The 21954-nt window shown below is 61.3% G+C and carries 23 protein-coding genes and 2 pseudogenes; 11 read left to right on the top strand and 14 right to left on the bottom strand.

Features of this window, described 5'->3' with window-relative positions; all coding sequences use genetic code 11:
- A pseudogene (locus M1B34_RS02535) lies at positions 1–1299 on the bottom strand (methyl-accepting chemotaxis protein); the annotation flags it as partial.
- 284 nt (positions 1300–1583) lie between these two features.
- Between M1B34_RS02535 and M1B34_RS02530 the strand changes: the two are divergent.
- Together M1B34_RS02530 and M1B34_RS02525 are read left to right on the top strand one after the other, a co-directional pair.
- A complete protein-coding gene (locus tag M1B34_RS02530; protein ID WP_268261480.1) occupies positions 1584–2414 on the top strand; it encodes an undecaprenyl-diphosphate phosphatase in 831 nt (276 codons plus the stop codon).
- 47 nt (positions 2415–2461) lie between these two features.
- A complete protein-coding gene (locus M1B34_RS02525; protein WP_259740386.1) occupies positions 2462–2839 on the top strand; it encodes a DUF1294 domain-containing protein in 378 nt (125 codons plus the stop codon).
- On the opposite strand, the gene M1B34_RS02520 is transcribed toward M1B34_RS02525, so the two are convergent.
- Positions 2836–3180, bottom strand: coding sequence for an MmcQ/YjbR family DNA-binding protein (locus tag M1B34_RS02520; RefSeq protein WP_123334433.1), 345 nt, complete (start codon positions 3178–3180; stop codon positions 2836–2838). The two genes, M1B34_RS02525 and M1B34_RS02520, sit on opposite strands and share 4 nt — an antisense overlap.
- A gap of 11 nt (positions 3181–3191) precedes the next feature.
- Complete coding sequence (locus M1B34_RS02515) at positions 3192–4100, bottom strand: LysR substrate-binding domain-containing protein (protein ID WP_268261481.1); 909 nt, start codon at positions 4098–4100, stop codon at positions 3192–3194.
- A 129-nt stretch (positions 4101–4229) separates the two neighbouring features.
- Here M1B34_RS02515 and M1B34_RS02510 point away from each other — a divergent pair, with 129 nt between their 5' ends.
- Both M1B34_RS02510 and M1B34_RS02505 read left to right on the top strand, forming a co-directional pair.
- Positions 4230–4841, top strand: coding sequence for an FMN-dependent NADH-azoreductase (locus tag M1B34_RS02510; protein ID WP_123332880.1), 612 nt, complete (start codon positions 4230–4232; stop codon positions 4839–4841).
- A gap of 255 nt (positions 4842–5096) precedes the next feature.
- A complete protein-coding gene (locus tag M1B34_RS02505) occupies positions 5097–6134 on the top strand; it encodes an alpha/beta hydrolase family protein (RefSeq protein WP_123332882.1) in 1038 nt (345 codons plus the stop codon).
- A gap of 1 nt (position 6135) precedes the next feature.
- Here M1B34_RS02505 and M1B34_RS02500 read toward each other — a convergent pair whose 3' ends face one another.
- Complete coding sequence (locus M1B34_RS02500; RefSeq protein ID WP_268264369.1) at positions 6136–7323, bottom strand: MFS transporter; 1188 nt, start codon at positions 7321–7323, stop codon at positions 6136–6138.
- A 196-nt stretch (positions 7324–7519) separates the two neighbouring features.
- Entirely contained in the window at positions 7520–9106 is a 1587-nt protein-coding gene (locus tag M1B34_RS02495) for an ABC-F family ATPase (RefSeq protein ID WP_123332886.1), read from the bottom strand.
- 443 nt (positions 9107–9549) lie between these two features.
- Between M1B34_RS02495 and M1B34_RS02485 the strand changes: the two genes are divergently transcribed.
- A complete protein-coding gene (locus M1B34_RS02485; RefSeq protein ID WP_185039234.1) occupies positions 9550–9690 on the top strand; it encodes a hypothetical protein in 141 nt (46 codons plus the stop codon).
- Between the two features lie 82 nt (positions 9691–9772).
- Here M1B34_RS02485 and M1B34_RS02480 read toward each other — a convergent pair whose 3' ends face one another.
- From M1B34_RS02480 to M1B34_RS02460, 5 genes are all read right to left on the bottom strand, one after another.
- Positions 9773–10246, bottom strand: coding sequence for a hypothetical protein (locus M1B34_RS02480; protein ID WP_268264368.1), 474 nt, complete (start codon positions 10244–10246; stop codon positions 9773–9775).
- A gap of 79 nt (positions 10247–10325) precedes the next feature.
- A complete protein-coding gene (locus M1B34_RS02475; protein WP_123332890.1) occupies positions 10326–10535 on the bottom strand; it encodes a hypothetical protein in 210 nt (69 codons plus the stop codon).
- 66 nt (positions 10536–10601) lie between these two features.
- Complete coding sequence (locus tag M1B34_RS02470; protein ID WP_268264367.1) at positions 10602–11162, bottom strand: SMI1/KNR4 family protein; 561 nt, start codon at positions 11160–11162, stop codon at positions 10602–10604.
- Between the two features lie 50 nt (positions 11163–11212).
- Positions 11213–11620 (bottom strand): hypothetical protein, encoded by a 408-nt coding sequence (locus M1B34_RS02465; protein WP_268264366.1) that lies wholly within the window; start codon positions 11618–11620, stop codon positions 11213–11215.
- A 46-nt stretch (positions 11621–11666) separates the two neighbouring features.
- Complete coding sequence (locus M1B34_RS02460; RefSeq protein ID WP_268264365.1) at positions 11667–12371, bottom strand: alpha/beta fold hydrolase; 705 nt, start codon at positions 12369–12371, stop codon at positions 11667–11669.
- A 374-nt stretch (positions 12372–12745) separates the two neighbouring features.
- Here M1B34_RS02460 and lpxO point away from each other — a divergent pair, with 374 nt between their 5' ends.
- From lpxO to M1B34_RS02445, 3 genes and pseudogenes are all read left to right on the top strand, one after another.
- Positions 12746–13645, top strand: a complete 900-nt coding sequence (lpxO, locus tag M1B34_RS02455; protein WP_268264364.1) for a lipid A hydroxylase LpxO — start codon at positions 12746–12748, stop codon at positions 13643–13645.
- A gap of 231 nt (positions 13646–13876) precedes the next feature.
- A pseudogene (locus M1B34_RS02450) lies at positions 13877–14238 on the top strand (hypothetical protein).
- 31 nt (positions 14239–14269) lie between these two features.
- The gene (locus M1B34_RS02445) at positions 14270–15412 is read left to right on the top strand and encodes a PQQ-dependent sugar dehydrogenase (RefSeq protein ID WP_268264363.1); all 1143 of its coding nucleotides are present in this window, start codon (positions 14270–14272) and stop codon (positions 15410–15412) included.
- A gap of 71 nt (positions 15413–15483) precedes the next feature.
- On the opposite strand, the gene M1B34_RS02440 is transcribed toward M1B34_RS02445, so the two are convergent.
- Positions 15484–16590 (bottom strand): GNAT family N-acetyltransferase/peptidase C39 family protein, encoded by a 1107-nt coding sequence (locus M1B34_RS02440; protein ID WP_268264362.1) that lies wholly within the window; start codon positions 16588–16590, stop codon positions 15484–15486.
- 254 nt (positions 16591–16844) lie between these two features.
- Between M1B34_RS02440 and M1B34_RS02435 the strand changes: the two genes are divergently transcribed.
- A complete protein-coding gene (locus tag M1B34_RS02435) occupies positions 16845–18269 on the top strand; it encodes a RimK family protein (RefSeq protein WP_425273487.1) in 1425 nt (474 codons plus the stop codon).
- 7 nt (positions 18270–18276) lie between these two features.
- Positions 18277–19218 carry a magnesium transporter CorA family protein gene (locus M1B34_RS02430; protein WP_268264360.1) on the top strand — a complete coding sequence of 314 codons (942 nt, stop codon included), beginning with the start codon at positions 18277–18279 and terminating at the stop codon, positions 19216–19218.
- 3 nt (positions 19219–19221) lie between these two features.
- Here the strand turns inward: M1B34_RS02430 and map are convergent, their stop codons facing one another.
- Both map and M1B34_RS02420 read right to left on the bottom strand, forming a co-directional pair.
- Positions 19222–19986: a type I methionyl aminopeptidase gene (map, locus tag M1B34_RS02425; RefSeq protein WP_268264359.1), complete on the bottom strand. Its 765-nt coding sequence runs from the start codon at positions 19984–19986 to the stop codon at positions 19222–19224.
- Positions 19983–20186 carry a ParD-like family protein gene (locus M1B34_RS02420; RefSeq protein ID WP_123332911.1) on the bottom strand — a complete coding sequence of 68 codons (204 nt, stop codon included), beginning with the start codon at positions 20184–20186 and terminating at the stop codon, positions 19983–19985. The genes map and M1B34_RS02420 overlap by 4 nt, the downstream gene beginning before the upstream one ends.
- A 263-nt stretch (positions 20187–20449) precedes the next feature.
- Between M1B34_RS02420 and ilvA the strand changes: the two genes are divergently transcribed.
- Positions 20450–21472: a threonine ammonia-lyase, biosynthetic gene (ilvA, locus tag M1B34_RS02415; protein WP_268264358.1), complete on the top strand. Its 1023-nt coding sequence runs from the start codon at positions 20450–20452 to the stop codon at positions 21470–21472.
- Positions 21473–21501: 29 nt separating this feature from the next.
- Here the strand turns inward: ilvA and M1B34_RS02410 are convergent, their stop codons facing one another.
- A complete protein-coding gene (locus M1B34_RS02410) occupies positions 21502–21807 on the bottom strand; it encodes an NIPSNAP family protein (protein WP_123332915.1) in 306 nt (101 codons plus the stop codon).
- Between the last annotated feature and the right edge of the window lie 147 nt (positions 21808–21954).

The raw sequence follows: 21954 nt of genomic DNA, 5'->3' as shown, positions 1-21954 counted from the left end.
ATCTGTTCGATCTCTTCGGTGGATTGCTTGAGTGCGCTTGGCCAGGGTCCGCACCTCGTCGGCGACCACGGCAAAACCGCGCCCCTGCTCACCGGCCCGGGCGGCTTCGATGGCGGCGTTGAGAGCCAGCAGGTTGGTCTGTTCGGCAATCGAACGGATCACTTCCAGCACGCTGCCGATCTGGGTGCTTTCGGCGGCCAGGGTGCGGATCACTTCCACGGCCTGGTCGATGGTCCCGGAGAGCCGGTCGATCTGTTGCAGGCTGCCGTCGATGTTGACCTGGCCCTGCTCAGCCTGGCTCTGCGCGTCGCGCATTTCACTGGCGGCGTGTTCGGCGTTTTTCGCCACGTCCTGCACGCCGTAGGTGACTTCATTGATGGCAGTGGCCACCAGTTCCATCTGTTGCGATTGCTGCTGGCTGCGCTCCTGGGCTTGGCTGGCATTGTCGCCCAGGTCCGCCGAGGACTGTTCGAGGGCCGTGGCGCTGGCCTGCAACTGGCCGACCACGCCGCGCAGCTTGGCACTGAAGGCATTGAAGTGTCGGGCCAGTTCGGTGACTTCGTCCTGGCCGTGGGTATCCAGGGCACGGGTCAGGTCGCTTTCGCCGCTGGCGATATTGGCCATGGCGTGCACGGTCTCGCGCAGCGGGCCGACGATGCTGCGGGCAATCAACACCACCAGCAGGGCCATGACCACGGCAATCACCAGGCCGAAAGACGAGGCCTTGATCACCTGGCCGCGGAATTCGGCCTGCAGGTCGTCGATGTAAACCCCTGACCCGATGATCCAGCCCCAGGGCTGGAACAGTTGCACGTAGGAGGTCTTCTGCACCGGTGCTTCGGCGCCCGGCTTGGGCCAGCGATAGTCGACCATGCCGGCGCCCTTGCTTTTGGCCAGGGCCACGAACTCGTTGAAGATCTGGACGCCGTCGGGGTCCTTGATCGCCGAGAGGTTCTGCCCGTCCAGCTTGGGGTTGGTCGGGTGCATGATCATCACGGGCGTCAGGTCGTTGATCCAGAAATAGTCGTCCTTGTCGTAACGCAGGCCGCGGATAGCGCTCATGGCCTGGGTTTGCGCGGCTTCGCGGCTCAGGGTGCCGGCGGTTTCCAGGCCGTGGTAGTACTTCAGCACCCCGGCGGCGGCCTGTACCACGTGCTGGGTTTTCTGCGCCTTGGCGTGATAGAGGTCCTCATGAATCTGCTTGAGCATCAACACGCCCAAGGTCAGGAGCATCAGCACAGCCACTATCAGGATGAGCCACAGACGACGGCTGATCGACACATTGCGCAAGCTGTTCATAACCCGTCACTCCGATTCTTGTTCTTTTTAAGCGCCGTTGCCGGCGTGCAGCCTGCTGATCCCTGGCGGCCCAATGGCCTGTCACCAATAACGCAGGGCGTTATCCGGGACTGTCTGATAGGATTTCGGCCCGGTTAGGGAAAACCTGAGTCGAAGTTGAAATTTCACAGAATTTTCATCGGTTTGTGTTGATCTTATGGGCGCTGAAATTTCAGTTGTGCTCGTTGCAGCGAATAAAAAATAGTCAATAAGGCATGCCCGGCGCATGGCTTTATGGGGGATTGATGGATCTTTGGACCGCCGCTCAGGCATTGATACTTGGCGTTGTGGAAGGGCTGACAGAGTTTTTGCCCATCAGCAGCACCGGGCACCAGATTATTGTGGCCGACCTGCTGGACTTCGGTGGTGAACGGGCGATGGCCTTCAATATCATCATCCAGTTGGGGGCGATCCTGGCGGTGGTCTGGGAGTTTCGCCGGAAGATTTTTGATGTGGTCGTGGGCTTGCCGACCCAGCCTGGCGCCCGGCGCTTCACTGCCAACCTGTTGATCGCCTTCCTGCCGGCCGTGGTGCTGGGGGTGATTTTTGCCGACCTGATTCATGCCTACCTGTTCAACCCGATCACCGTGGCCACAGCGCTGGTGGTGGGCGGGATCATCATGCTCTGGGCCGAGCGCCGCGAGCATGTGGTGCACGCCGAAAGCGTCGATGACATCACTTGGAAGGACGCGCTGAAGGTCGGTTTTGCCCAGTGCCTGGCGATGATCCCCGGCACGTCCCGCTCCGGCTCGACGATTATCGGCGGCCTGTTGTTCGGCCTGTCGCGCAAGACCGCCACCGAGTTTTCATTCTTCCTGGCGATGCCGACCATGGTCGGCGCAGCGGTGTATTCCGGCTACAAGTACCGTCACCTGTTCCAGCCTGATGACCTGCCGGTATTTGCCCTGGGGTTCGTCACGGCCTTTATCTTCGCGATGATCGCGGTCAAGGGCTTGCTCAAGTTCATCGCCAGCCACAGTTACGCGGCGTTCGCCTGGTACCGCATTGCCTTTGGCCTGTTGATCCTCGCCACCTGGCAGTTTGGCTGGGTGGATTGGGCGGCTGCCCAGTCGTGAGGGCGACGCGGGGCAAACCGGAGGCCACAGGCCAAACCGGCGGTGGCGTGCGTCACCTGCGCTTGAAGCTGGTGCTGTGGCTGCTGCTGTGCAGCGTGCCGCTGTACGGTGCACTGTCCATGGGCTGGCAGGGCATTTCGCTGATTCCCCTGGCGGCCTATGGCGCAGTCAGCCTGTTGACCCTGCTGCTGTACTGGCACGACAAGCGCCAGGCCCGCAATGGTGGGCAGCGCATTCCGGAAAAGGTCCTGCACGCCCTGGAGCTGGCCGGCGGCTGGCCCGGGGCACTGTTGGCGCAGCAGGGGTTTCGCCACAAGACCCGCAAGGTGTCCTACCAGGCCCTGTTCTGGCTGATTGTGGTTCTGCACCAGGTGTTCTGGATCGACCGGCTGTTTCTGCAGGGCAGTCTGTTGGCGCTGGTTTAAAGCAGCAGGCCGACTTGCGTGCGTTTCGGCAGCTTGCTCACCACCAGTTGGTGGGAGCGCTGCAGCAAGCCCCGAAGCTCGTCGGCGGCCAGCGGGTAGGGCACCTGCACGATGACCCAGTGGGCCCGGGCCAGGTAGGGCGCGGGGCCGATGCCCGGGCGGTCGACGTGGCCCAGAAACAGCTCTTTGTCGACCTTGAACGCCAGGGAGTCGCCCCGCAGCCCCTGTAGGGCAAACATCTTGTTGCCGGCGATGGAGAACACCCGCACACCGCCCCATTTGTAGTCTTCCCGGGCCCCGGGCAGGGCCAGGCAGAATTGCGCCACATCATCTTCGCTCAAGGTCTTGGGGTTCACAGCAGTCGGTCTCCACAACGATTGAAAGATTCGGTCAGGTGTTCGATCCAGGCCCGCACTGCCGGCAACACGCCGCGCCGGTGAGGGTAGACCGCTTGCAGCCAGCCACCGGGCAGTGACCACTCGGGCAACAGTTGGAGCAGTTGGCCGTTCGCCAGCTCTTCCTCGCAATACATCATCGGCAGCACGGTAAAGCCCAGGCCCGCGAGGGCACAGGCGCGACGCACGATAAAATCGTCGATGCCCAGGCGCGCTTCCAGGCTCATTTCAATGGCGTTGCCGTCGCCGTCGAGCATGCGTAAATGAACCAGGCGATCAGCCTCCAGGGCCCCCAATACCGGCACTTGGCGCAAGTCTTCGGGGTGCTGGATATGGCGCTCGGCAAGGAATCCCGGGCTGGCGACGATCACCGTTTGCGCTTGGCGCAGGCGGCGGGTGACCAGCAACGGGTCCTCGTCCCCTAGCTCGCGAACCCGCAACGCCACGTCAATGCCCTCGGTAATCACGTCCACCCGACGGTTGAGCAGTTGCAGGTCCAGTTGCACCTGGGGGTACTTTTCCAGGAAGCGGCTGATCACTTCCGGCAGCATTTGGTGGGCCAGCCCCACCGGGCACGAGACCCGTAAGCGGCCCCGAGGTTCGCTGGACATGCTGGCCACGGCTTCGTCGGCCATTTCCGCCTCCAGCAGCATGGCTTGGCAGTGGCGCAGGTAGCGTTCGCCCACCGCCGTCAGCTTCAACTGCCGGGTGGTGCGTTGCAGCAAGCGGGTATTGAGGCGTTCCTCCAGCTCGGCAATACGCCGCGACAGGCGCGACTTGGGAATGCCCAGCAAGCGCCCGGCCGCCGCAAAACCGCCGGCTTCCACCACCTTGGCAAAGTAATAAAGATCGTTGAGGTCCTGCATGAGCTGACTCGATTGTTCTACTGGTGGGACGAACTATCGCATTTATGCCGACTAATCAGCTATTGATTTCATCGGTAGGATTGCACCCACTTGATCGCCTGGTGGCGGTCCTCACTTGGAGATCCCCCCATGAAGCTTTTGCACATCGATTCCAGCATCCTCGGCGACAACTCGGCTTCCCGTCAGTTGAGCCACAGCGTGGTTGAAGCCTGGAAAGCCGCCGAGCCAGAAGCCGTGGTGACTTACCGCGACCTGGCCAGCGACGCCATCAGCCATTTCTCCGCCGCGACCCTGGTGGCCGCCGGCACCGCCGCCGACCTGCGCAACGCCGCGCAACAGCACGAAGCCGACCTCAGTGCATCGACCCTGGCCGAGTTCCTCGCTGCCGACGCCGTGGTGATCGCCGCGCCGATGTACAACTTCACCATCCCGACTCAGCTCAAGGCCTGGATCGACCGCATCGCCGTGGCCGGCCAGACCTTCCGCTACACCGAAGCCGGCCCCGAAGGCCTGTGCGGCAACAAGAAAGTGGTGGTGGTCTCCACCGCCGGCGGCCTGCACGCTGGCCAGGCCAGCGGCGTGGCCCACGAAGATTACCTGAAGCTGCTGTTCGGCTTCCTTGGCATCACCGACATCGAGTTCGTCCGTGCCCAGGGCCTGGCCTACGGCGAAGAAGTGCGCAACAAAGCCATGAACGATGCTCAGGTACAGATCAGCGAGCAGTTGTTCAGCGCCGCGTAATACTTATGTAAAGACGCCGCGCAAGCACCGTCAGCGCTTCTAAACTCTGTATTCTGTTCACCGTTAAATGTGAGTGGAATACGGAGTTTTTTGTTGTTGTCTTTCAATGTTCTGGCCCGGGTTATGCAGAGACACGAGCACTGCTCTGATTCTGTGCGCCCTGCAATGCGTGGCCAGAGGTGCTTCAAGGCCTTGGTGGCAAGGGATGGCAGGTATCAAGGGCTTTGCCGATCCAGCCGCAAAGGTGGGCGTGTCATGAAACGTCTCTGTGCACTGTTACTGATTTGCCTGCTCAGCAGCCTGATTTCAGTGCACGCCGCGCCTGGGCCACACCCTCACTGGAGTGTCGGCTTTCATGAACTGAGCTTTCTCGATCCCCTGGATTTGCAGCCGATGCACGCCATCGCCTTTTATCCTTCAACGGGCATCGAACACAGCAGCAAACTCGAGGGTTACCAGATTGCCGCGTCCAAGGATGCGAAGGTCGCCATCGGTCGTTTCCCCATGCTGATGCTGTCCCACGGCAACACCGGCACGCCCCTGGCCCTGCACGACCTGGCCACGTCCCTGGCCCGCCAGGGGTTTGTCGTGGTGGCGGTGATTCACCCCGGCGACAACTACAAAGACCACAGCCGCCTCGGCACCTTGAGCAACCTCTACGGGCGGCCGATCCAGATTTCCGAAGCCATTACCGCGACCTTGAGCGACCCGATGCTCTCGCCCTTTGTCAATGCCGAACAGGTGGGGGTGATCGGCTATTCCGCTGGTGGCGAGACCGCGCTGATTCTCTCGGGGGCCACCCCGGACCTGGATCGCCTGAGGCGTTATTGCCAGGAGCGGCCCGATGACCACGACGCCTGCAACACCCAGGGTGAACTGGTGGTGGACCGTGACGACCTGCAGCCGGTGCCCGATCCCCGGGTGCATGCACTGATGCTGATGGCGCCCCTGAGCCTCAAGTTCGGCCGCCAGACCCTGGCCGATGTGCATGTGCCCGTGCTGCTGTACAGCGGTGACGGCGATCAGTTGGTGGCGGTGGATAAAAATGCCGCCGCCCTGGCGCGCAAGTTGCCGGTGGCGCCGAACTTCAAGCTGTTGGCGGGGGCCGGGCACTTCGTGTTCCTGGCGCCGTGCAGCCCTGAACAACTGACGGCGATGCCCGCACTGTGCACCGATGCCGACGGCGTGGACCGCGCCGACATCCATCGCACCCTGATTTCCGAAGCCGGCAAGTTCTTCGCCAGCACCCTGGGCAAGCCGAGCCGCGCCGGCATGCAGACCGCCGACCAGTGACTCAGGCGCCGGCCCGCTGCTTGAGCAGCAGGGTCAGGCCCAGGCCGGTGATCGACAGCAAGGCCGCGCAGAAGAAAATCCACGCATAACCCAGGTTCAGCGCCACGGCGCCCATCAAGGGCCCGGCAATCGCCAGGGCCAGGTCGAAGAACACCGCATAGGCACTCAAGCCGGCACCGCGACTGCTGCTGGGCACCTGTTTGATCGCCTCCACGCCCAGGGCCGGGTACACCAGGGACAGGCCGACACCGGTCAGCCCGGCACCGATCAGGGCGAAAGCGGTGGAGGGCGCCAGCCACAGCAGGGCCAGCCCCAGAGTTTCGATGATCATGCAGGCGATGGCCGCGCGAAAACCACCAAAGCGGCTGATGCTGGAGATAAACAGCAGGCGAGCGCAGATAAAACACACGCCGAACATCGTCAGGCAGTACGCCGCACCGACCCAGCCGCGGTCCAGGTAGAACAGGGTAATAAAGGTGGTCAGGGTGCCGTAGCCGATGGAGGCCAGGCTCAGGCTCACGCCGAAGGGCGCGATACGCCCGAACACTGCCCAGAACGGCAGGCGCTCGCCGCGCACCACCGGCACCGAGGGCTTGTTGCGGATCAACAACAACGCCAGGGCCGCCAGCAGCGACAAGGCCAGGCCCAGGCTGGCAAACCCCAGCGTATCGACCATCACCACACCCAGCGGTGCGCCGATGGCAATGGCGCCGTAGGAGGCGATGCCGTTCCAGGAAATCGACCGAGCCGTGTGCTCGGCACCCACCTGACCCATGCACCAACTGATGGTGCCCACCCCGATCAGGCCCTGGGCCACGCCCAGCAACAGGCGGCCGCCAATCAGCACCGTGAGGCTCAACAGCGGCAGGCTGTCGAGCAGGGTGGAGAGCAGGGTGAGCAGGCCGCTGAGGAAGATGCCCAGTAGCCCATAGATGATGGCGCGCTTGGTGCCGACGTTATCCGACATGCGCCCGGCCATGGGCCGGCTGAGCAGGGTCGCCAGGTATTGGGAGCCGATGACCAGCCCGGCCACCACCGCGCTGAAGCCCAGTTGCTCATGCACATAGCCGGGCAGCACGGCGATCGGCAGGCCGATGCAGATAAAGGCAATAAAGGTATAGAAGACGATAGAGACGATCTGCAGGGTGATCGTCATGGAGTTGGGCACGGGCTGTTCTTGCGCAGACATGGGGGCTCGTTCGCGGGCGGGCGGTCCCGCATCATGGCGCGCCCGGAAAACAAAAGAAAGCAGGCTAACTATTTATCTGCGGCCTTGTTTCATTCCTTGGCAACCCCCGCACCTGGCTACCCGTACGGCATAAAAAAGCCCCGTCACCAGGACAGGGCTTTTACTTACCGCTTGCCGCTAACCGCTCGCAACGCCCTTAAAACACCACGCCTTGACTGCGCAGGTAGTCGTCATAGGTGCCGCTGAAGTCGATCACGCCGGTCGGGCTCAGCTCGATGATGCGCGTGGCCAGGGAGGATACGAACTCACGGTCGTGGCTGACGAAGATCAGCGTGCCCGGGTAGTTCTCCAGGGCCAGGTTCAGCGCTTCGATGGATTCCATGTCCAAGTGGTTGGTCGGTTCGTCCATGATCAGCACGTTGGGCTTTTGCAGGATCAGCTTGCCGAACAGCATGCGGCCTTGCTCACCACCGGAGATCACCTTGACCGACTTGAGAATCTCGTCGTTGGAGAACAGCATCCGGCCCAACGTGCCGCGGATCATTTGCTCGCCCTGGGTCCACTGACCCATCCAGTCGAACAGCGTGACGTCGTCTTCGAAGTCGTGGGCGTGATCCTGAGCGTAGTAGCCCAGCTCAGCGGCGTCGGTCCACTTGACGCTACCGGCATCCGGGGTCAGTTCGTTGACCAGGGTGCGCAGCAGGGTGGTCTTGCCGATGCCGTTCGGGCCGATGATCGCTACGCGCTCGCCCGCTTCAACCTGGAAGCTGAAGTCCTTGAACAGCGGCTTGCCGTCGAAGCCTTTGGCCATGCGCTCGACGATGACGGCCTGGCGGTGCAGCTTCTTGTTCTGTTCGAAACGGATGAACGGGCTCACACGGCTCGAAGGCTTGACCTCGGCCAGTTGGATCTTGTCGATCGCCTTGGCGCGGGACGTGGCCTGCTTGGCTTTCGAGGCGTTGGCCGAGAAGCGGCTGACGAAGGATTGCAGTTCCGAGATCTGCGCTTTCTTCTTGGCGTTGTCCGACAGCAGTTGCTCGCGGGACTGGGTCGCCACGGTCATGTACTCGTCGTAGTTGCCCGGGAACAGGCGCAGCTCGCCGTAGTCCAGGTCAGCCATGTGGGTGCACACGCTGTTCAGGAAGTGACGGTCGTGGGAGATGATGATCATCAGGCTGGAGCGCTGGGTCAGAATGTTTTCCAGCCAGCGGATGGTGTTGATGTCCAAGTGGTTGGTCGGTTCGTCGAGCAACAGCACTTCAGGATCGGAAAACAGTGCCTGGGCCAGCAATACACGCAGTTTCCAGCCTGGCGACACTTCGCTCATCGGGCCGAAATGCTGTTCCAGGGGAATGCCCAGACCCAGCAGCAGCTCACCGGCGCGGGATTCGGCGGTGTAGCCGTCCATCTCGGCGAACTCGGTTTCCAGCTCGGCCACGGCCATGCCGTCTTCTTCGGTCATTTCTGGCAGCGAGTAGATACGGTCGCGCTCAGCCTTGACCTTCCACAGCTCCTCGTGGCCCATGATCACGGTGTCGAGCACAGTGAATTCTTCGTAGGCGAACTGGTCCTGGCGCAGCTTACCCAGACGCACATTCGGCTCCAGCATGACCTGGCCGCCGGACGGGTCGAGGTCGCCACCGAGGATTTTCATGAAGGTCGACTTGCCGCAACCGTTGGCACCGATCAAACCATAACGGTTGCCTGCGCCGAACTTGACCGAGACGTTCTCGAAGAGCGGCTTGGCGCCGAACTGCATGGTGATGTTAGCTGTGGAGATCAATTACGTTACCTATCAATAGCTTAGAGTGCGCGTATTTCGGCTGGGATCCGTTTTTGGCCCATTTGAAGCGTTTCGATTTCGCTCCAACCTGAGCTTGAGCTGATCCATCGCGCATAATTCGAGAGCAGCATCTGCACGCTATGGCCGAGCTGCTGGGAGATGAATGCGGGGGTTCATGCCAGAACTGGCGCGCATTGTCGCATAGGTGTGACGACAGTTGTATGGCGGGCGGTGATGGATACCCAGCTTTTGCAGGGGCGGACCTCAATGTTCATGCATGGCTGACGTCTGTTTGATGCGATCGATCATCGGGGTAGGAGGGGATGTGCAGATCTTCGCGGCCCCACGGCTCTGCGTTTTTCGGCCCTGACCTCGTTCTTGGCCGCTGCCGTGTTGGTCTTCATGATTAAATAGGCGTCATTTTTAAAAGGAGTGTTCGTGTCATGGAAAACACATTCAAACAGCCCCTGTTTGTAGTAGGCATGCCTCTGTTTGTTGTAGGCATTTGCATTGCAAGCCCTGGCTTCTGGATCCCAGGGCTGGTCTTTATGGTGATCGGTTTTTCGCAACGCTCGAAGGGTTGAGGGTTGCTTCGACGACGACATGTCAGTGGCTGAGTCCTGGTTCCTGACTGTTTCGGGTCTGCGCCGTTAGAGTCGAAGTGCGTTAAAGGTGGGCAATCAGTCGCTGGCGATATCCGCTTTCTTCCATCAGGGTCGGGTATCTGCTGTCATCGATCAGTGAGCGCAACTGCTGTGAGTGACTGGATTGCCGAAATGCGACCTGGCATTCGGCAGCATCAAAAAAACGCCTCAGGTGCGGTAGCGCTAGAGGCAGCACGCTGGGCTCAACTTTCAACGAGGCGGTCACAATATCCAGTTGATCGTCGTGGTCTCTGTACAGATTGATCACCAGGAAACTTTCATTTTCTGCCGAGGCGTAGAGGTGTACATCACCCTCGCCGACGGGCGTGTCGTCGAAGTAGGTGTTGTACAGCTCGGTAATATCGAGCGCGATTCCCATGGCGTTCAGCGCCGCTTCCAGATCAGCATTGGGTGTGTGTTGGTCTTCTACCCATTCGACGAAGTCAGGCATTGAGACGCAGATGTCGAACTCATTGGCGCAGATGATAGGCGTCACTGAAAAGAGATCCTCGCGGTGTCAGTTGGATGTGGGTGTGTATCGCTCAAAGGTTTGTTGCATGGCGGTGCGCACAAGTTCAATGCAGCGTTTTAGTTCGGCGGCTCTCGCCAATTCTTATCCGGTCCAGGGCTCGATTGAGCGCGTCCAGGGCGCTGAGCAGGGCTTGCGCTTCTGCTTCACGGCCCTCTCCCCAAAGACGTTCAGCCATCTTGTTCAAGGCCAGGATGGATTGCTCGATATCAGCAGCCGTTGCCGTCTTGGTATCCGCTGGCTGTTTCTTGGTCATTGAATCTCACTTTCGCAGCGTATTGGTTGGAGGCTGGGCGATCAGGCCGTTGTCGTCGGCATGATCTCAGGTATCAAACAGCGTGGTCTCGATTGATTCGGTACGCCGACAAAATGCTTCAAAGCCTGGGGCCAGGCAGCGGGCGTCCTCAAAGCCGAGGTTGCCAGCGGCGGCACCGACAATCGGGTACTCACCGCCTTGCAACGGCTGGCGAACGTCGAGCAGGGCGAAGTTACCGGCGCCATCCAGCCCCAGCGGGATGGCCAGGGGCATGTATTCGGGAATCTGGTAGGCCAGCAGGAACTCCCGGATATCAGCTGCGCCAAAAAAGCAGAACTCCATTTCACCGTTCGTCACCAGGCCGCCGTTGGACCACGCCAGGAACTCCAGCCAGCGGGGTGGCAGTGTTACACCAGGCATGGGCCAGGCTGTGGGGTCGATGGGTGACCAGCTTGCGTGAAGCTTGTGCTGGGTTGGCCAGGGTTTGCTTTGCGAGTCGATGATCGAGCGGCATTCGCTGGGCTGTACGGGCCGTGACAAATCCTCGATCAAGCGTTCGATGTCATCGCGAGTCGCCGGGGCCTGACGTTCGCAGTGGGCAAATAGGGTGTTCCAGTCAATTGTCATGGAGGGGGCGAAGCCTGGAGTCGGTTAATCAAGGGGGATGTCTTTAGGGTTCAGCTCAGGGCCGCGGCCTTTTTCTCCACCAGCCCGGCGCCCATGACCTGCATTTCTGGTAGGTCGAGTCGATCCTGCGCGGAGGCGGGGCCCAAATGCTCATCACCTTGCCACAGCTGCGTGGCGACGATTCTGCGGTCGAGCTGGGTTTGCGCGGTCCGCAGGGGTTCGTGGCCGACGGCGGGCCAGCGCTGTTTCTGGATCGAGGCTTTGGAGGTGTAGAGCAGCAGGGCAAACCCATCGGGTAATTCATCGGGCATCTGCTGGCCGTTGACGGCTGTCTTATAAATCCCCAACAGGATGGTGTCTTTGTACCGCTGGGATACATACAAGACCTTGGCCGGCCTGAAACCCTCGGCGAGGGGAATCAGCACAATGTCACCGACAGCGGTTTTTTTAGCCTTCATCTTGGGTTCTCTTTAAACGGTGTGTGCCTGTGCGTCAGTGGGCGCTTCACGTGAGCGATTGCACAAAACGCAGCAACTGGTGCGCCGCCTCGTTCGGGGCCGCCTGCAGCAGGCAGTGTGGGCCGTCGAGGGTGACGATTTGTGCATCCGGTCTAAGCCTTGCCACCTGCTCGCCGGCACTGGCTGGCACCAGCACGTCCTGGCGGGCTTGCAGGTACAGCAGGGGCATGCGGCTGGTGCGCAGGGGCTGGCTGACGTCCACGGTGACCACCGCCTTGAGCCGGGCCTGCATGACCCGCGGTGCGACTTGGCGCACCGCCTGGGCCAGGGATTGGCGCAGGGCCGGTGTGGCAAAAGCGCCCAGCAAGGCTTTGCTGATCGGGCCCAGTGGCGGTCGGGCCAAAGGCAGCAGGTTGAGCAGAAAGCTCAGGCGCCCCAAGCGGGGCCGTGGATTGCGTACAAAGCTGCAGCACAGCACCAGGCCCTTGAGCTGCGCAGGGTTGGCGGCGGCGATGGCCACCGCAATCGGCCCGGAGAACGACTCGCCCAGCAGCACAAACGGCCGCTCGGCGGGCAGCGCCTGATGCACCAGGGACTCCAGCGCCTCATAGCCCAGCGGCCGGTCTGTCGGGTAGCGCAGCACGATCAGTTCCAAGCGCCCGTCCAGGGCGGCAATCAGCGGTTGGAAAAGCTCACCGGTGCCGTCCATTCCGGGCAGCAGGACCATTACCGGCGCGGTTGTTTGACTCATGGGTTTTGCTGTCCTTGGCAGGTGCTCGATGCTTGGCTCGGGTGCGGGCCTCGATCGCGCGCAGCATAGCAGCCCGAAAAGCCCGAGGGGCGAGGAGGGTGACTTCCCGCAACGGCTGGGCCAGAGCCTTGGCGTCTCGTGCAGGGGCGCCGCTGATTGGCATACGAAGAGCACAGGAATTCACAATTTTGAGTTAACTTTTGGTTACAAACTGTGGCTAAAATGCCATCCAACGGCCAGATGCCGAAAAGCGGGCCGCCCAGGGACGCGCCATCCAGGTTCCGCTGTGACGAATTTGAAACGCTGCCATTTGCCGCCGGGCCCTCGGGTCTTCGACGGCGCAGCCTGTTTTTTACTGACCTGTGACGATTTCCGTGAAACTCATCATTGCCGCTGTTTACCTGCTGTCCATTGCTTACGTGCATCTGCGTGGGCGTGTACGCCACAAGTTGGGTCGTCAACTGAGTGACCACTCGACCTTCCTGGCGCCGATCAACTGCTTCCTCTACCTGTTTTCCAAACAACCCAATCGTCCCTACCTGGACCCGGCCCAGTTTGCCGAGCTGAGCACGCTGCAGGAGCACTGGCAGGAAATTCGCGCGGAAGGGCAGAACCTGATGCGTGCCGGCGCCATCAAGCGCTCCGAGCAATACAACGACGTGGGCTTCAACTCCTTTTTCAAGAGCGGCTGGAAGCGCTTTTACCTGAAGTGGTACGGCGACAGCCATCCTTCGGCGATGAAGCTCTGCCCGCGTACCACCGAACTGGTGCAGGGCATCGGTTCGATCAAGGCGGCGATGTTTGCCGAGTTGCCGCCAGGCTCCAAGCTGGTACGCCACCGCGACCCGTACGCGGGCTCCTATCGTTATCACCTGGGGTTGGATACGCCCAACAGCGAAGGCTGTTACATCGAGGTGGACGGTGAGCGTTACTTCTGGCGCGACGGCGAGGCGGTGATGTTCGACGAGACTTACATCCACTACGCGGAAAACACCACCGAGCAGAACCGCATCATTCTGTTCTGCGACGTCGAGCGGCCGATGAAGTACCGCTGGGCCACGGCATTCAACCGTTGGTTCAGTCGCCACGTGATGGCGGCGGCCGGTTCGCCGAACGACGCGGGCGACAAGACCGGTGGCCTGAACCGCGCATTCAACAAGCTGTACAAGATCCGTTTGCGCGGCAAGGAACTGAAGAAGCGCAATCGTGCACGCTACTACTTGGAAAAGTGGGCGATCTTTGCGGCTTTGCTGTTGCTGTTCATCTTTATCTGACACCACCGATTTAACCTCCCGACGGCGATGACGGCACCCGTGCCCGTCGTCGCCGCTGCGCCGCCAAAACCGGCCTTTCCTCGCTGCCCACCTCCCGCTCCAGGCCGTCCTACGCGCCTTGCCGATAACTCGTGTTACATGTTCCGACTGATAATTTAATTAACAAAGCCGAACCCTGGGCGTAGCGTGAACTCGAATTCGATATCCCGTTGCCACCCATAGAGGATCGTCATGAACAGTCTGGCTCGCGGCTTTGCCATGTTCGCGCTACTGGGGGCCGTTGCCATCGGCGCCCAGGCCGCACCTGTCGACCTCGACGCCAGCGCGCCGGGCTCACCCATGCTGCTGGCGCAAAACCTGCCCAACAGCAACAACAACCCCTATAACAGCCCGACGCGCCGGGCCAACCCCAACAGCATGCAGGGCACCCAGCCCAGCACGCCGCCAGTGCGTGGCCCTACGACGGCGCCCACGCCGCGGCGCCGACCCTGGAAAACGGCGGCATCGGCAATGGCTACCCGCGCAACACCACGCCGCCCAAAGCGATCGACCCACGCCCAGTCACTCCGCCCCGGGATTCCAACACCCGCTGAGTCACCTTTTAACCGACAGAAGGATTGATGCATGTTGCGTAAAACCCTCCTGGCCACCCTGTGTGCCAGCGCTTTACTGAGCAGCCCGCTGTATGCCGCCCCACAGTCGTTGCAGAGCGAGCAGGGGCGTCTGAGTGTGACCCCGATTACCCAAGGCCTGGATCACCCCTGGGCCCTGGCCTTCCTGCCGGATAGCCGGGGCATGCTGGTCACCGAGCGCCCAGGCAACCTGCGCCTGGTCAGTGCCGACGGCAAGCTCTCGGCGCCCTTGAGCGGGGTGCCGAAGGTCTGGGCCAAGGGGCAGGGCGGCTTGCTGGATGTGGTGCTGTCGCCCGACTTCAAGCAGGACCGCATGGTCTACCTGTCCTACGCCGAGGGCGGTGGCGAAGGCGGCACGGCCGGCACCGTGGTCGGGCGCGGACGCCTGACGGATGACTTGAGCGGGCTCAAGGATTTCAAGGTGATTTTCCGTCAGGAACCCAAGCTGTCCACCGGCAATCACTTCGGCTCGCGCCTGGTCTTCGACCGTGACGGTTACCTGTTCATCACCCTGGGGGAAAATAACGACCGCGCCACCGCCCAGGACCTGGACAAGCTGCAAGGCAAGATCGTGCGCCTGTACCCGGACGGCCGTGTACCCGACGACAACCCCTTTGTCGGCCAGTCCGGCGTGCGCCCGGAAATCTGGTCCTACGGCCATCGCAGCCCCCAGGGCGCGGCGCTGAACCCCTGGAGCGGCACCCTCTGGGAGAACGAACACGGGCCCAAGGGCGGTGACGAGATCAATATCGTCGAGCGCGGCAAGAACTACGGCTGGCCCCTGGCAACCCACGGCATCAACTACTCCGGGGCGCCGATTCCCGAAGCGGTGGGCCAAACCGCCCCGGGCACCGTGCAACCGCACCATGTGTGGGAAAAGTCACCCGGGATCAGCGGCATGGCTTTCTATGACGGCGACCGTTTCAAGGCCTGGCAGCACAACGTGTTTATCGGTGCCCTGGCCACCAAGGAACTGATCCGCCTGCAGTTCGACGGCGACAAGGTGGTGCACGAAGAGCGCCTGATGGGTGAACTCAAGGAACGCATCCGCGATGTGCGCCAAGGCCCCGACGGTTACCTGTACGTGCTGACCGACGAGGACAAGGGCTCGCTGTACAAGGTGGGGCTGGAATAACCCGCGCGCGACTCATCACCGGTCCGCCCCGGACGAATAGGTGCGGGGCCCGACCGGCCAACTGCGTGCGGTCAATGGCTATCGGTCGCTGGATACAGGATCACCGCCGCCCGCAACTTGCTGCTGCCAAAACTGCACATTTTGTCGAAGGCTCCGTGGCTGACCGGCAAGTGCTGGCAATCCATGGGCTGACGGTGCTGGCTGTGATCCACATCCGGGTCGTGCAAGTAGACGAAGTCCTCGTCGCAATCGGTGACCATCACCCAATGGGGCGCCTTGGAGCGGGTCAGGCGGTAACTGCTGATCAGCACCAGGGGCCGCCCCCCGTCATTCAACAAGCGCTGCAGGTGCAGCGGTCCGCCGAGTACTTGCTGCACATCCGAGGCATCCAACTCGCGACAGAACTCTTCATGGACCAAACGCATGACGTCTTTTTTATGCTCGTCACGCACGCCGTTGAGCAAAAGCGGCCCGCTGCTGTTGACCTGTAACCGCACCTTGTAGCCTCTGCGCCACGCTGCCAGTGCCAGGCCCTGGGGGCTACAGCCACCGTGGCCCGAGGTCATGAACACGGTGGTCGCTTCGCGCCAGATCTGCAGCTCTTCGCGTCGCTCCAGCCGCCGTCCGGGGTGCAGGGCGCCCATGGCCATCAGCAGGCAGGCCGGGCCACACGTGAATGCCGTGGTCTGCGGGTAATAGGGCACATGGACACTGCGTTGTTCCCGGTGCTGGAGAATGCGCTTCTCCAGGCGTAGCGCCTCGGCGTGGTCTTCGTAGTAGTCGTGGATCCGCGCAAAACGCCGGTAGCCGTTGCGTTCGTAGAGGTGGATGGCCGCAGGATTGTCGCTGCGCACTTCCAGGCGCAGGTACGCACAATCATGCTCTAGGGCGCAGTGCTCGATCTGTTCCAGCAAGCGCTGGCCCAGCCCCAGGCCGCGCGCTTCAACAGCGATGGCGATCGAATACAGGCGTGCCAGGCTGGTGCCTCGGTGGAACAGCACCAGGGCGTAGCCCAGTACCTGTTGCTGGCGCTGCACCAGGATCAGGCGCCCATGGGCGCGGCTGATCATCCATTGAAAGCTGCGAGGCGTCAGCCGGTCGGTGGTGAAACATTGCTGTTCCAGGGCCACCAGGGCCGGCAAGTCATCAGGTGTCGCTGTGCGAAAGACAAGGTCCATATAACCGCCGTAAAAGTTGCGTAATGAAACGGGACTTTTAAAAAACACAGTGCTTAATAGAAGAGGTCTAGTTCTTCAACGGATCAAACACTATGTCAGCGGTACAAGGTCATTGGCGCGAAGTATCAGAGCAAATTGTCTCGGAAACAATCACCACCCGCGACTATTTTTCCACGCCGGGAAGTGCCTCCAATCAATGGTTGATTATTGTCGAGCGCAAGGAAGATTGGGCGTCTTACTTTCCCAGCGACAGCATGCTCAGTGCTCAGGAATACCTGGAGAATCCCCCGGAAAACGTTGCTGGTAAACGGGTCCAGGTGATTAACCTGTGCCGCAGCTACAAGTACCTGGGCCACGGGTATTACTGCTCGCTGCTGGCCGAAGCCCGTGGGCACAAGGTGATTCCTTCGGTGCGGACCATCAGCGAACTGACCCGCAAAGCCCTCTACGGGCTGGTACTGGATGACCTTGATAAAACCCTGGAAAGTGCGTTGAGCCATCACCTTTACAGCGACACTGAAGGCTTTACCCTGACCCTGTATTTTGGCAAGACCCATATTGAACCCCTGCAGGATCTGGCTCGCCAGTTGTTCGAACTGTTTCCCTGTCCGATCTTGTTAGTTGACTTCAAACGCACTAACGGTTGGCACATCGACGGGGTCAAGTCCGGGGCCTTGCATAAGTTGCGTGAAGATCAGGAAGATCAATTTGCCCACTCCCTGGACAGTTTCAGTCGCAAGATCTGGCGCCAGCCGCGTTCCCGGCGCTTGGCCCGCTATGACCTGGCGATTCTTCATGACCCCCAGGAAAAGTTTCCGCCGTCCAACCCCGGGGCGCTGGAGGGGTTTATCCGTGTGGGGCAGCGCCTGGGCATCGATGTCGAACTGATCGAGAAAAAAGACTACTCGCGCCTGGCCGAATACGACGCCTTGCTGATCCGCGAAACCACCAGCGTCGACAACCACACCTACCGCTTTGCCAAGAAGGCCGAGAGCGAGGGCCTGGTGGTGATGGACGACTCCACTTCGATCCTGCGTTGCACCAACAAGGTCTACCTGACGGACCTGCTCAACAGCCATCAACTGGGCATGCCCGCCACCGAGATCCTCTACAAGGAACGACCGGAGGATTTTGAGCGAGTGGGGGAGCGCCTGGGTTTCCCCTTGGTGCTGAAAATCCCCGATGGCTGTTTCTCCCGCGGGGTGATCAAGGTGGAAAGCCAGGAGGCGTTACTGCAGGCCACTGCCGAGTTGTTCGAACATTCGGTGCTGTTGCTTGCCCAGGAGTTTTTCTACACCGAGTACGACTGGCGCATCGGTGTGCTCAATCGCAAGCCGATCTTTGCCTGCCAGTACTTTATGTCCAAAGGCCATTGGCAGATCTACAACCACAAGGCCCAAGGCCAGGACATCAACGGTGAATGCCGCACGCTGGCGGTCCACGAGGCGCCGCGGGCAGTGGTGGAGCTGGCGGTGAAAACCGCCAACCTGATTGGCGACGGCCTGTACGGCGTAGACCTCAAGCAGTCCGGCGAGCAGGTGGTGGTCATTGAGGTCAATGACAACCCCAACCTGGACGCCGGCATTGAAGATGCCTACCTGCAAGACGATTTGTATGCCCTGATCCTCGAAGAATTTGTCCGTCGCCTGGAACTCAAGCGTCGCGGGCAAGCCTGGTGAACTGCCCATGATCCAGAGCTATCACCTGCGTCATGGCGCTTTGCAACCGGCACCGCAGCAGGACGCCGAGGTCTTGTTGTTCAGTGCCCCGGACGCCGCCGAGCGCGATCTGCTGCGCAGCGATTTCAAGCTCGACGAGCACGCCCTGGCGTCGGCCCTGGACCCGGACGAGGTGTCGCGCATCGAGTTTCACCCGGACAACCTGTTCCTGATCTGGAAGCGCCCGGAGAATTATTCCGGCGGCGGCAGCCTGTCATTTGAAGTGGCGTCCTGCGGTTTGCTGTTCTCGCCCCAGCGCCTGTTGGTGATCGCCACCGATGACAGCCAACTGCACGGCCTCGGCGCGCGTCAGGCCCTGAATACGCCGCTGGATGTGTTACTCGACTTGCTGCTCAACAACATTCACCACTACCTGGGGCACCTCAAGGTGATCAAGCTGGTCGCCCGGGAGTTGCAGCAGCAATTCAACGCCTCGATGGAAAATCGCCACCTGGTGCAGATGTTCAACCTCAGCGAGAGCCTGATCTATTACCTCAATGCCCTGCACAGCAACGGCGCGGTCTTGAGCCGCCTGCGCAATCATGCCGAAAAAGAGCATTTCGGCAGCGAAGCCCTGGGCCTGATCGACGACCTGATCATTGAAAACAACCAGTGCTACAAACAGGCGGAAATCTACTCCACGGTGTTTTCCGGGCTGATCGACGCCCGGGGCAACCTGATGAACAACAACATGAACAAGCTGTTGCGCAAACTGACGCTGATCAACGTGGTATTCCTGCCGCTGAACCTGATCGCCAGCATCGGCGGCATGTCGGAGTTCAGCATGATGACGGCGGGCATCCCGTGGTGGGTGTCTTACCCGCTGTTTCTGCTGACGATGCTGGTGGGGGCAGGGGGGATGGTTCTCGGTCTGCGGCGCCTGGCCGGTGCCAGTGCCAAGGCTGGCTGAGGGTCACGGCGTCTGCAGGGTGAGCACTTCGAAGCCGTCGCGGGTCACGGCAACGGTGTGCTCCCATTGGGCCGAGAGGCTGTTGTCGCGAGTGACCACGGTCCAGCCGTCCTTGAGGCCACGGGTACGCGCCGAACCCTGGTTGAGCATCGGCTCGATGGTGAAGACCATGCCTTCGCGCAGTTCCAGGCCGGTGCCGGGGCGGCCGAAGTGCAGAATCTGTGGTTCTTCGTGCATTTGCCGGCCGATGCCGTGGCCGCAGTACTCGCGCACCACGCTGTAGCCGTTGCTCTGCGCCAGGCTCTGAATGGCATGGCCGATATCCCCCAGGCGCGCACCGGGTCTGACCACCTTGATCCCGGCCCAGATGGCCTCGAAGGTGATCTCCACCAGGCGCTGGGCCTTGGGGGCGACCGGGCCGATCAGGTACATCTTGCTGGAGTCGGCGATAAAGCCGTTCTTCTCCAGGGTGATGTCGATATTGACGATGTCGCCCTCCTTGAGGATCGCCTGGGCATCGGGCATGCCGTGGCACACCACTTCATTGATCGAGGTGTTGATGCAGTAGGGGTAGTCGTACTGGCCTTTGCTCGCCGGGCGTGCGGCCAGGTCCTGGCGGATCAAGCGTTCCACCGCGGTGTCCAGTTCCAGGGTCGATTGCCCGGCGGCGACAAAACCGTCGAGAAAGTCGAACACTTTGCCCAGCAGGCGCCCTGATTCACGCATCAGCGCCAGTTGTTCCGGGGTCTTGATCAGCGCCTGGCTCATGCGGTGTGCCCTCTGATGAGGTCGCTCTTGTTCAGCAACAGTTTGTGGATCAGGTCGTTGTAGGCCAGGTGCGGATTGAGCTCGGCCAGCAGGCCGATCTTGATCCAGAACTCGGCCTGGGCGTTGATCGAGCGATCCATGGTGGCGCTGGCCATGCGGATCTGTTCATGCAATTGGTCTGAAATCTTGACGATACCCATGGGGCTGCCCTTGGTTGGAAATATACGAATCATATATGTTTCGTATATTGATCGCCAAGAGCCTCCGTGTGGCACGCGGTCTTGACGCCTCGGGGGCGACGCGGTTAATTTCGCCCCATGACTTCCCCCGCATTCCGTTCCCAGCCAAGCATTATTACCGCCATGACTCATTGGCGGGCTTGCTGACGACTGCACCCAACCCGCCCTGGAGGCGGGTTTTTTCTCTCTGTCTCCCGGGCACCGAACACCGCCAGGAGAGACCCATGCCCACCGCCAGCCGCTGTACTTCCTCCGCGCCCGATCTCGGGTTGCTGGAGCACTACGTGAAAAAAATCCTCGCGGCACCGGTCTATGACCTGGCCGTGCACACGCCATTGCAGGGCGCGCCGGGCCTCTCGGCGGCCCTGGGCAATCAGGTGTTGCTCAAGCGCGAGGACCTGCAGCCGACCTTTTCCTTCAAGGTGCGCGGCGCCTATAACCGATTGGTACAGCTCAGTGAAGCGCAGCGGCAACGCGGGGTGATCACAGCGTCTGCGGGCAACCACGCCCAGGGCGTAGCGCTGGCCGCCCGCGAGTTGGGCATCAAGGCAACCATCGTCATGCCCCGCAGCACGCCTGAGCTCAAGGTACAGGGCGTGCGCAGCCGGGACGCCGAAGTGCTGCTGCATGGCGAGAGCTTCCCCTTTGCCCTGGCCCATGCCCTGGCGTTGGCCCAGCACAATGGCCAGACCTTCGTCTCACCGTTTGACGACCCCGAGGTGATTGCCGGGCAGGGCACCGTGGCCATGGAAATCCTGCGTCAGCAACCGGGGCGCCTGGACGCGATCTTCGTGCCGGTAGGCGGTGGCGGGCTGATCGCCGGTATCGCCGCCTACGTCAAATACCTGCGTCCGGAGGTGCGCATCATCGGTGTCGAATCCGAACACTCCAACTGCCTGCAGCAAGCCCTGAAAGCCGGCGAGCGGGTGCTGCTGCCCGAGGTCGGGACCTTTGCCGATGGGGTCGCAGTGGCTCAGGTCGGGGCCCATTGTTTTGAGATTTGTCGCCATCACGTGGATCAGGTGCTGACGGTCAGCAACGACGACCTGTGCACGGCCATCAAGGCGATCTACGACGACACCCGTTCCATCACCGAGCCTTCGGGGGCGTTGGCGGTGGCGGGCATTCAGCAATATGTGGCCAGCACCGGCGCCCGGGGGCAAACCCTGGTGGCGATCGACTCTGGCGCCAATATCAATTTCGCCACCTTGGCCGAGGTTGCCAAACGCCTCGAGCCGAGTCTCTAAGTGCTGGCCGGTAGGCACCGGCCAATGCCTCAGGGCAGCAGGGGGCGCAGGAAGCTGCGTTCGTAGCTGAGGATGAATTTCTTCTCCACCACCGCGGCCACCAGGGCCACGCTTTGCGGGTCGCTCAAGGCTAGACGACGGTAGTTTTCGTAGTCCGCCAATGAGGGAAAACTGAACAGGCAGTAGGCGATATTGCTGGCGCCTTCCGAAGGCAGGAAATACCCATGGTGCAGGCCGCCCAGGCGCTGGACCACTTCGATCCACTCCAGGGAGTAGGCCTCGAACGCGGCCAGTTGATAGGGATCGATCACATATTTGACGTGGCAGGTAATCATTCGGGTCTTCCGCTGAGGTGTGCGGCGCATTCTTGCCGGGGCGTGTGCGCATTGCAAACCGGCGGCCTTGCGTCGGGTGTTTTGCAAGGCGGGTGGTGCGGCTTTTTGCAAGTTGCACGACCGCGCCGAGGCCAGGTCTCGATTTGC

Source organism: Pseudomonas morbosilactucae (assembly GCF_023241715.1).
GTDB lineage: Bacteria > Pseudomonadota > Gammaproteobacteria > Pseudomonadales > Pseudomonadaceae > Aquipseudomonas > Aquipseudomonas morbosilactucae.
The sequence above is the reverse complement of the archived record's forward strand: the minus strand, read 5'-3'. Positions and strand labels throughout refer to the sequence as shown.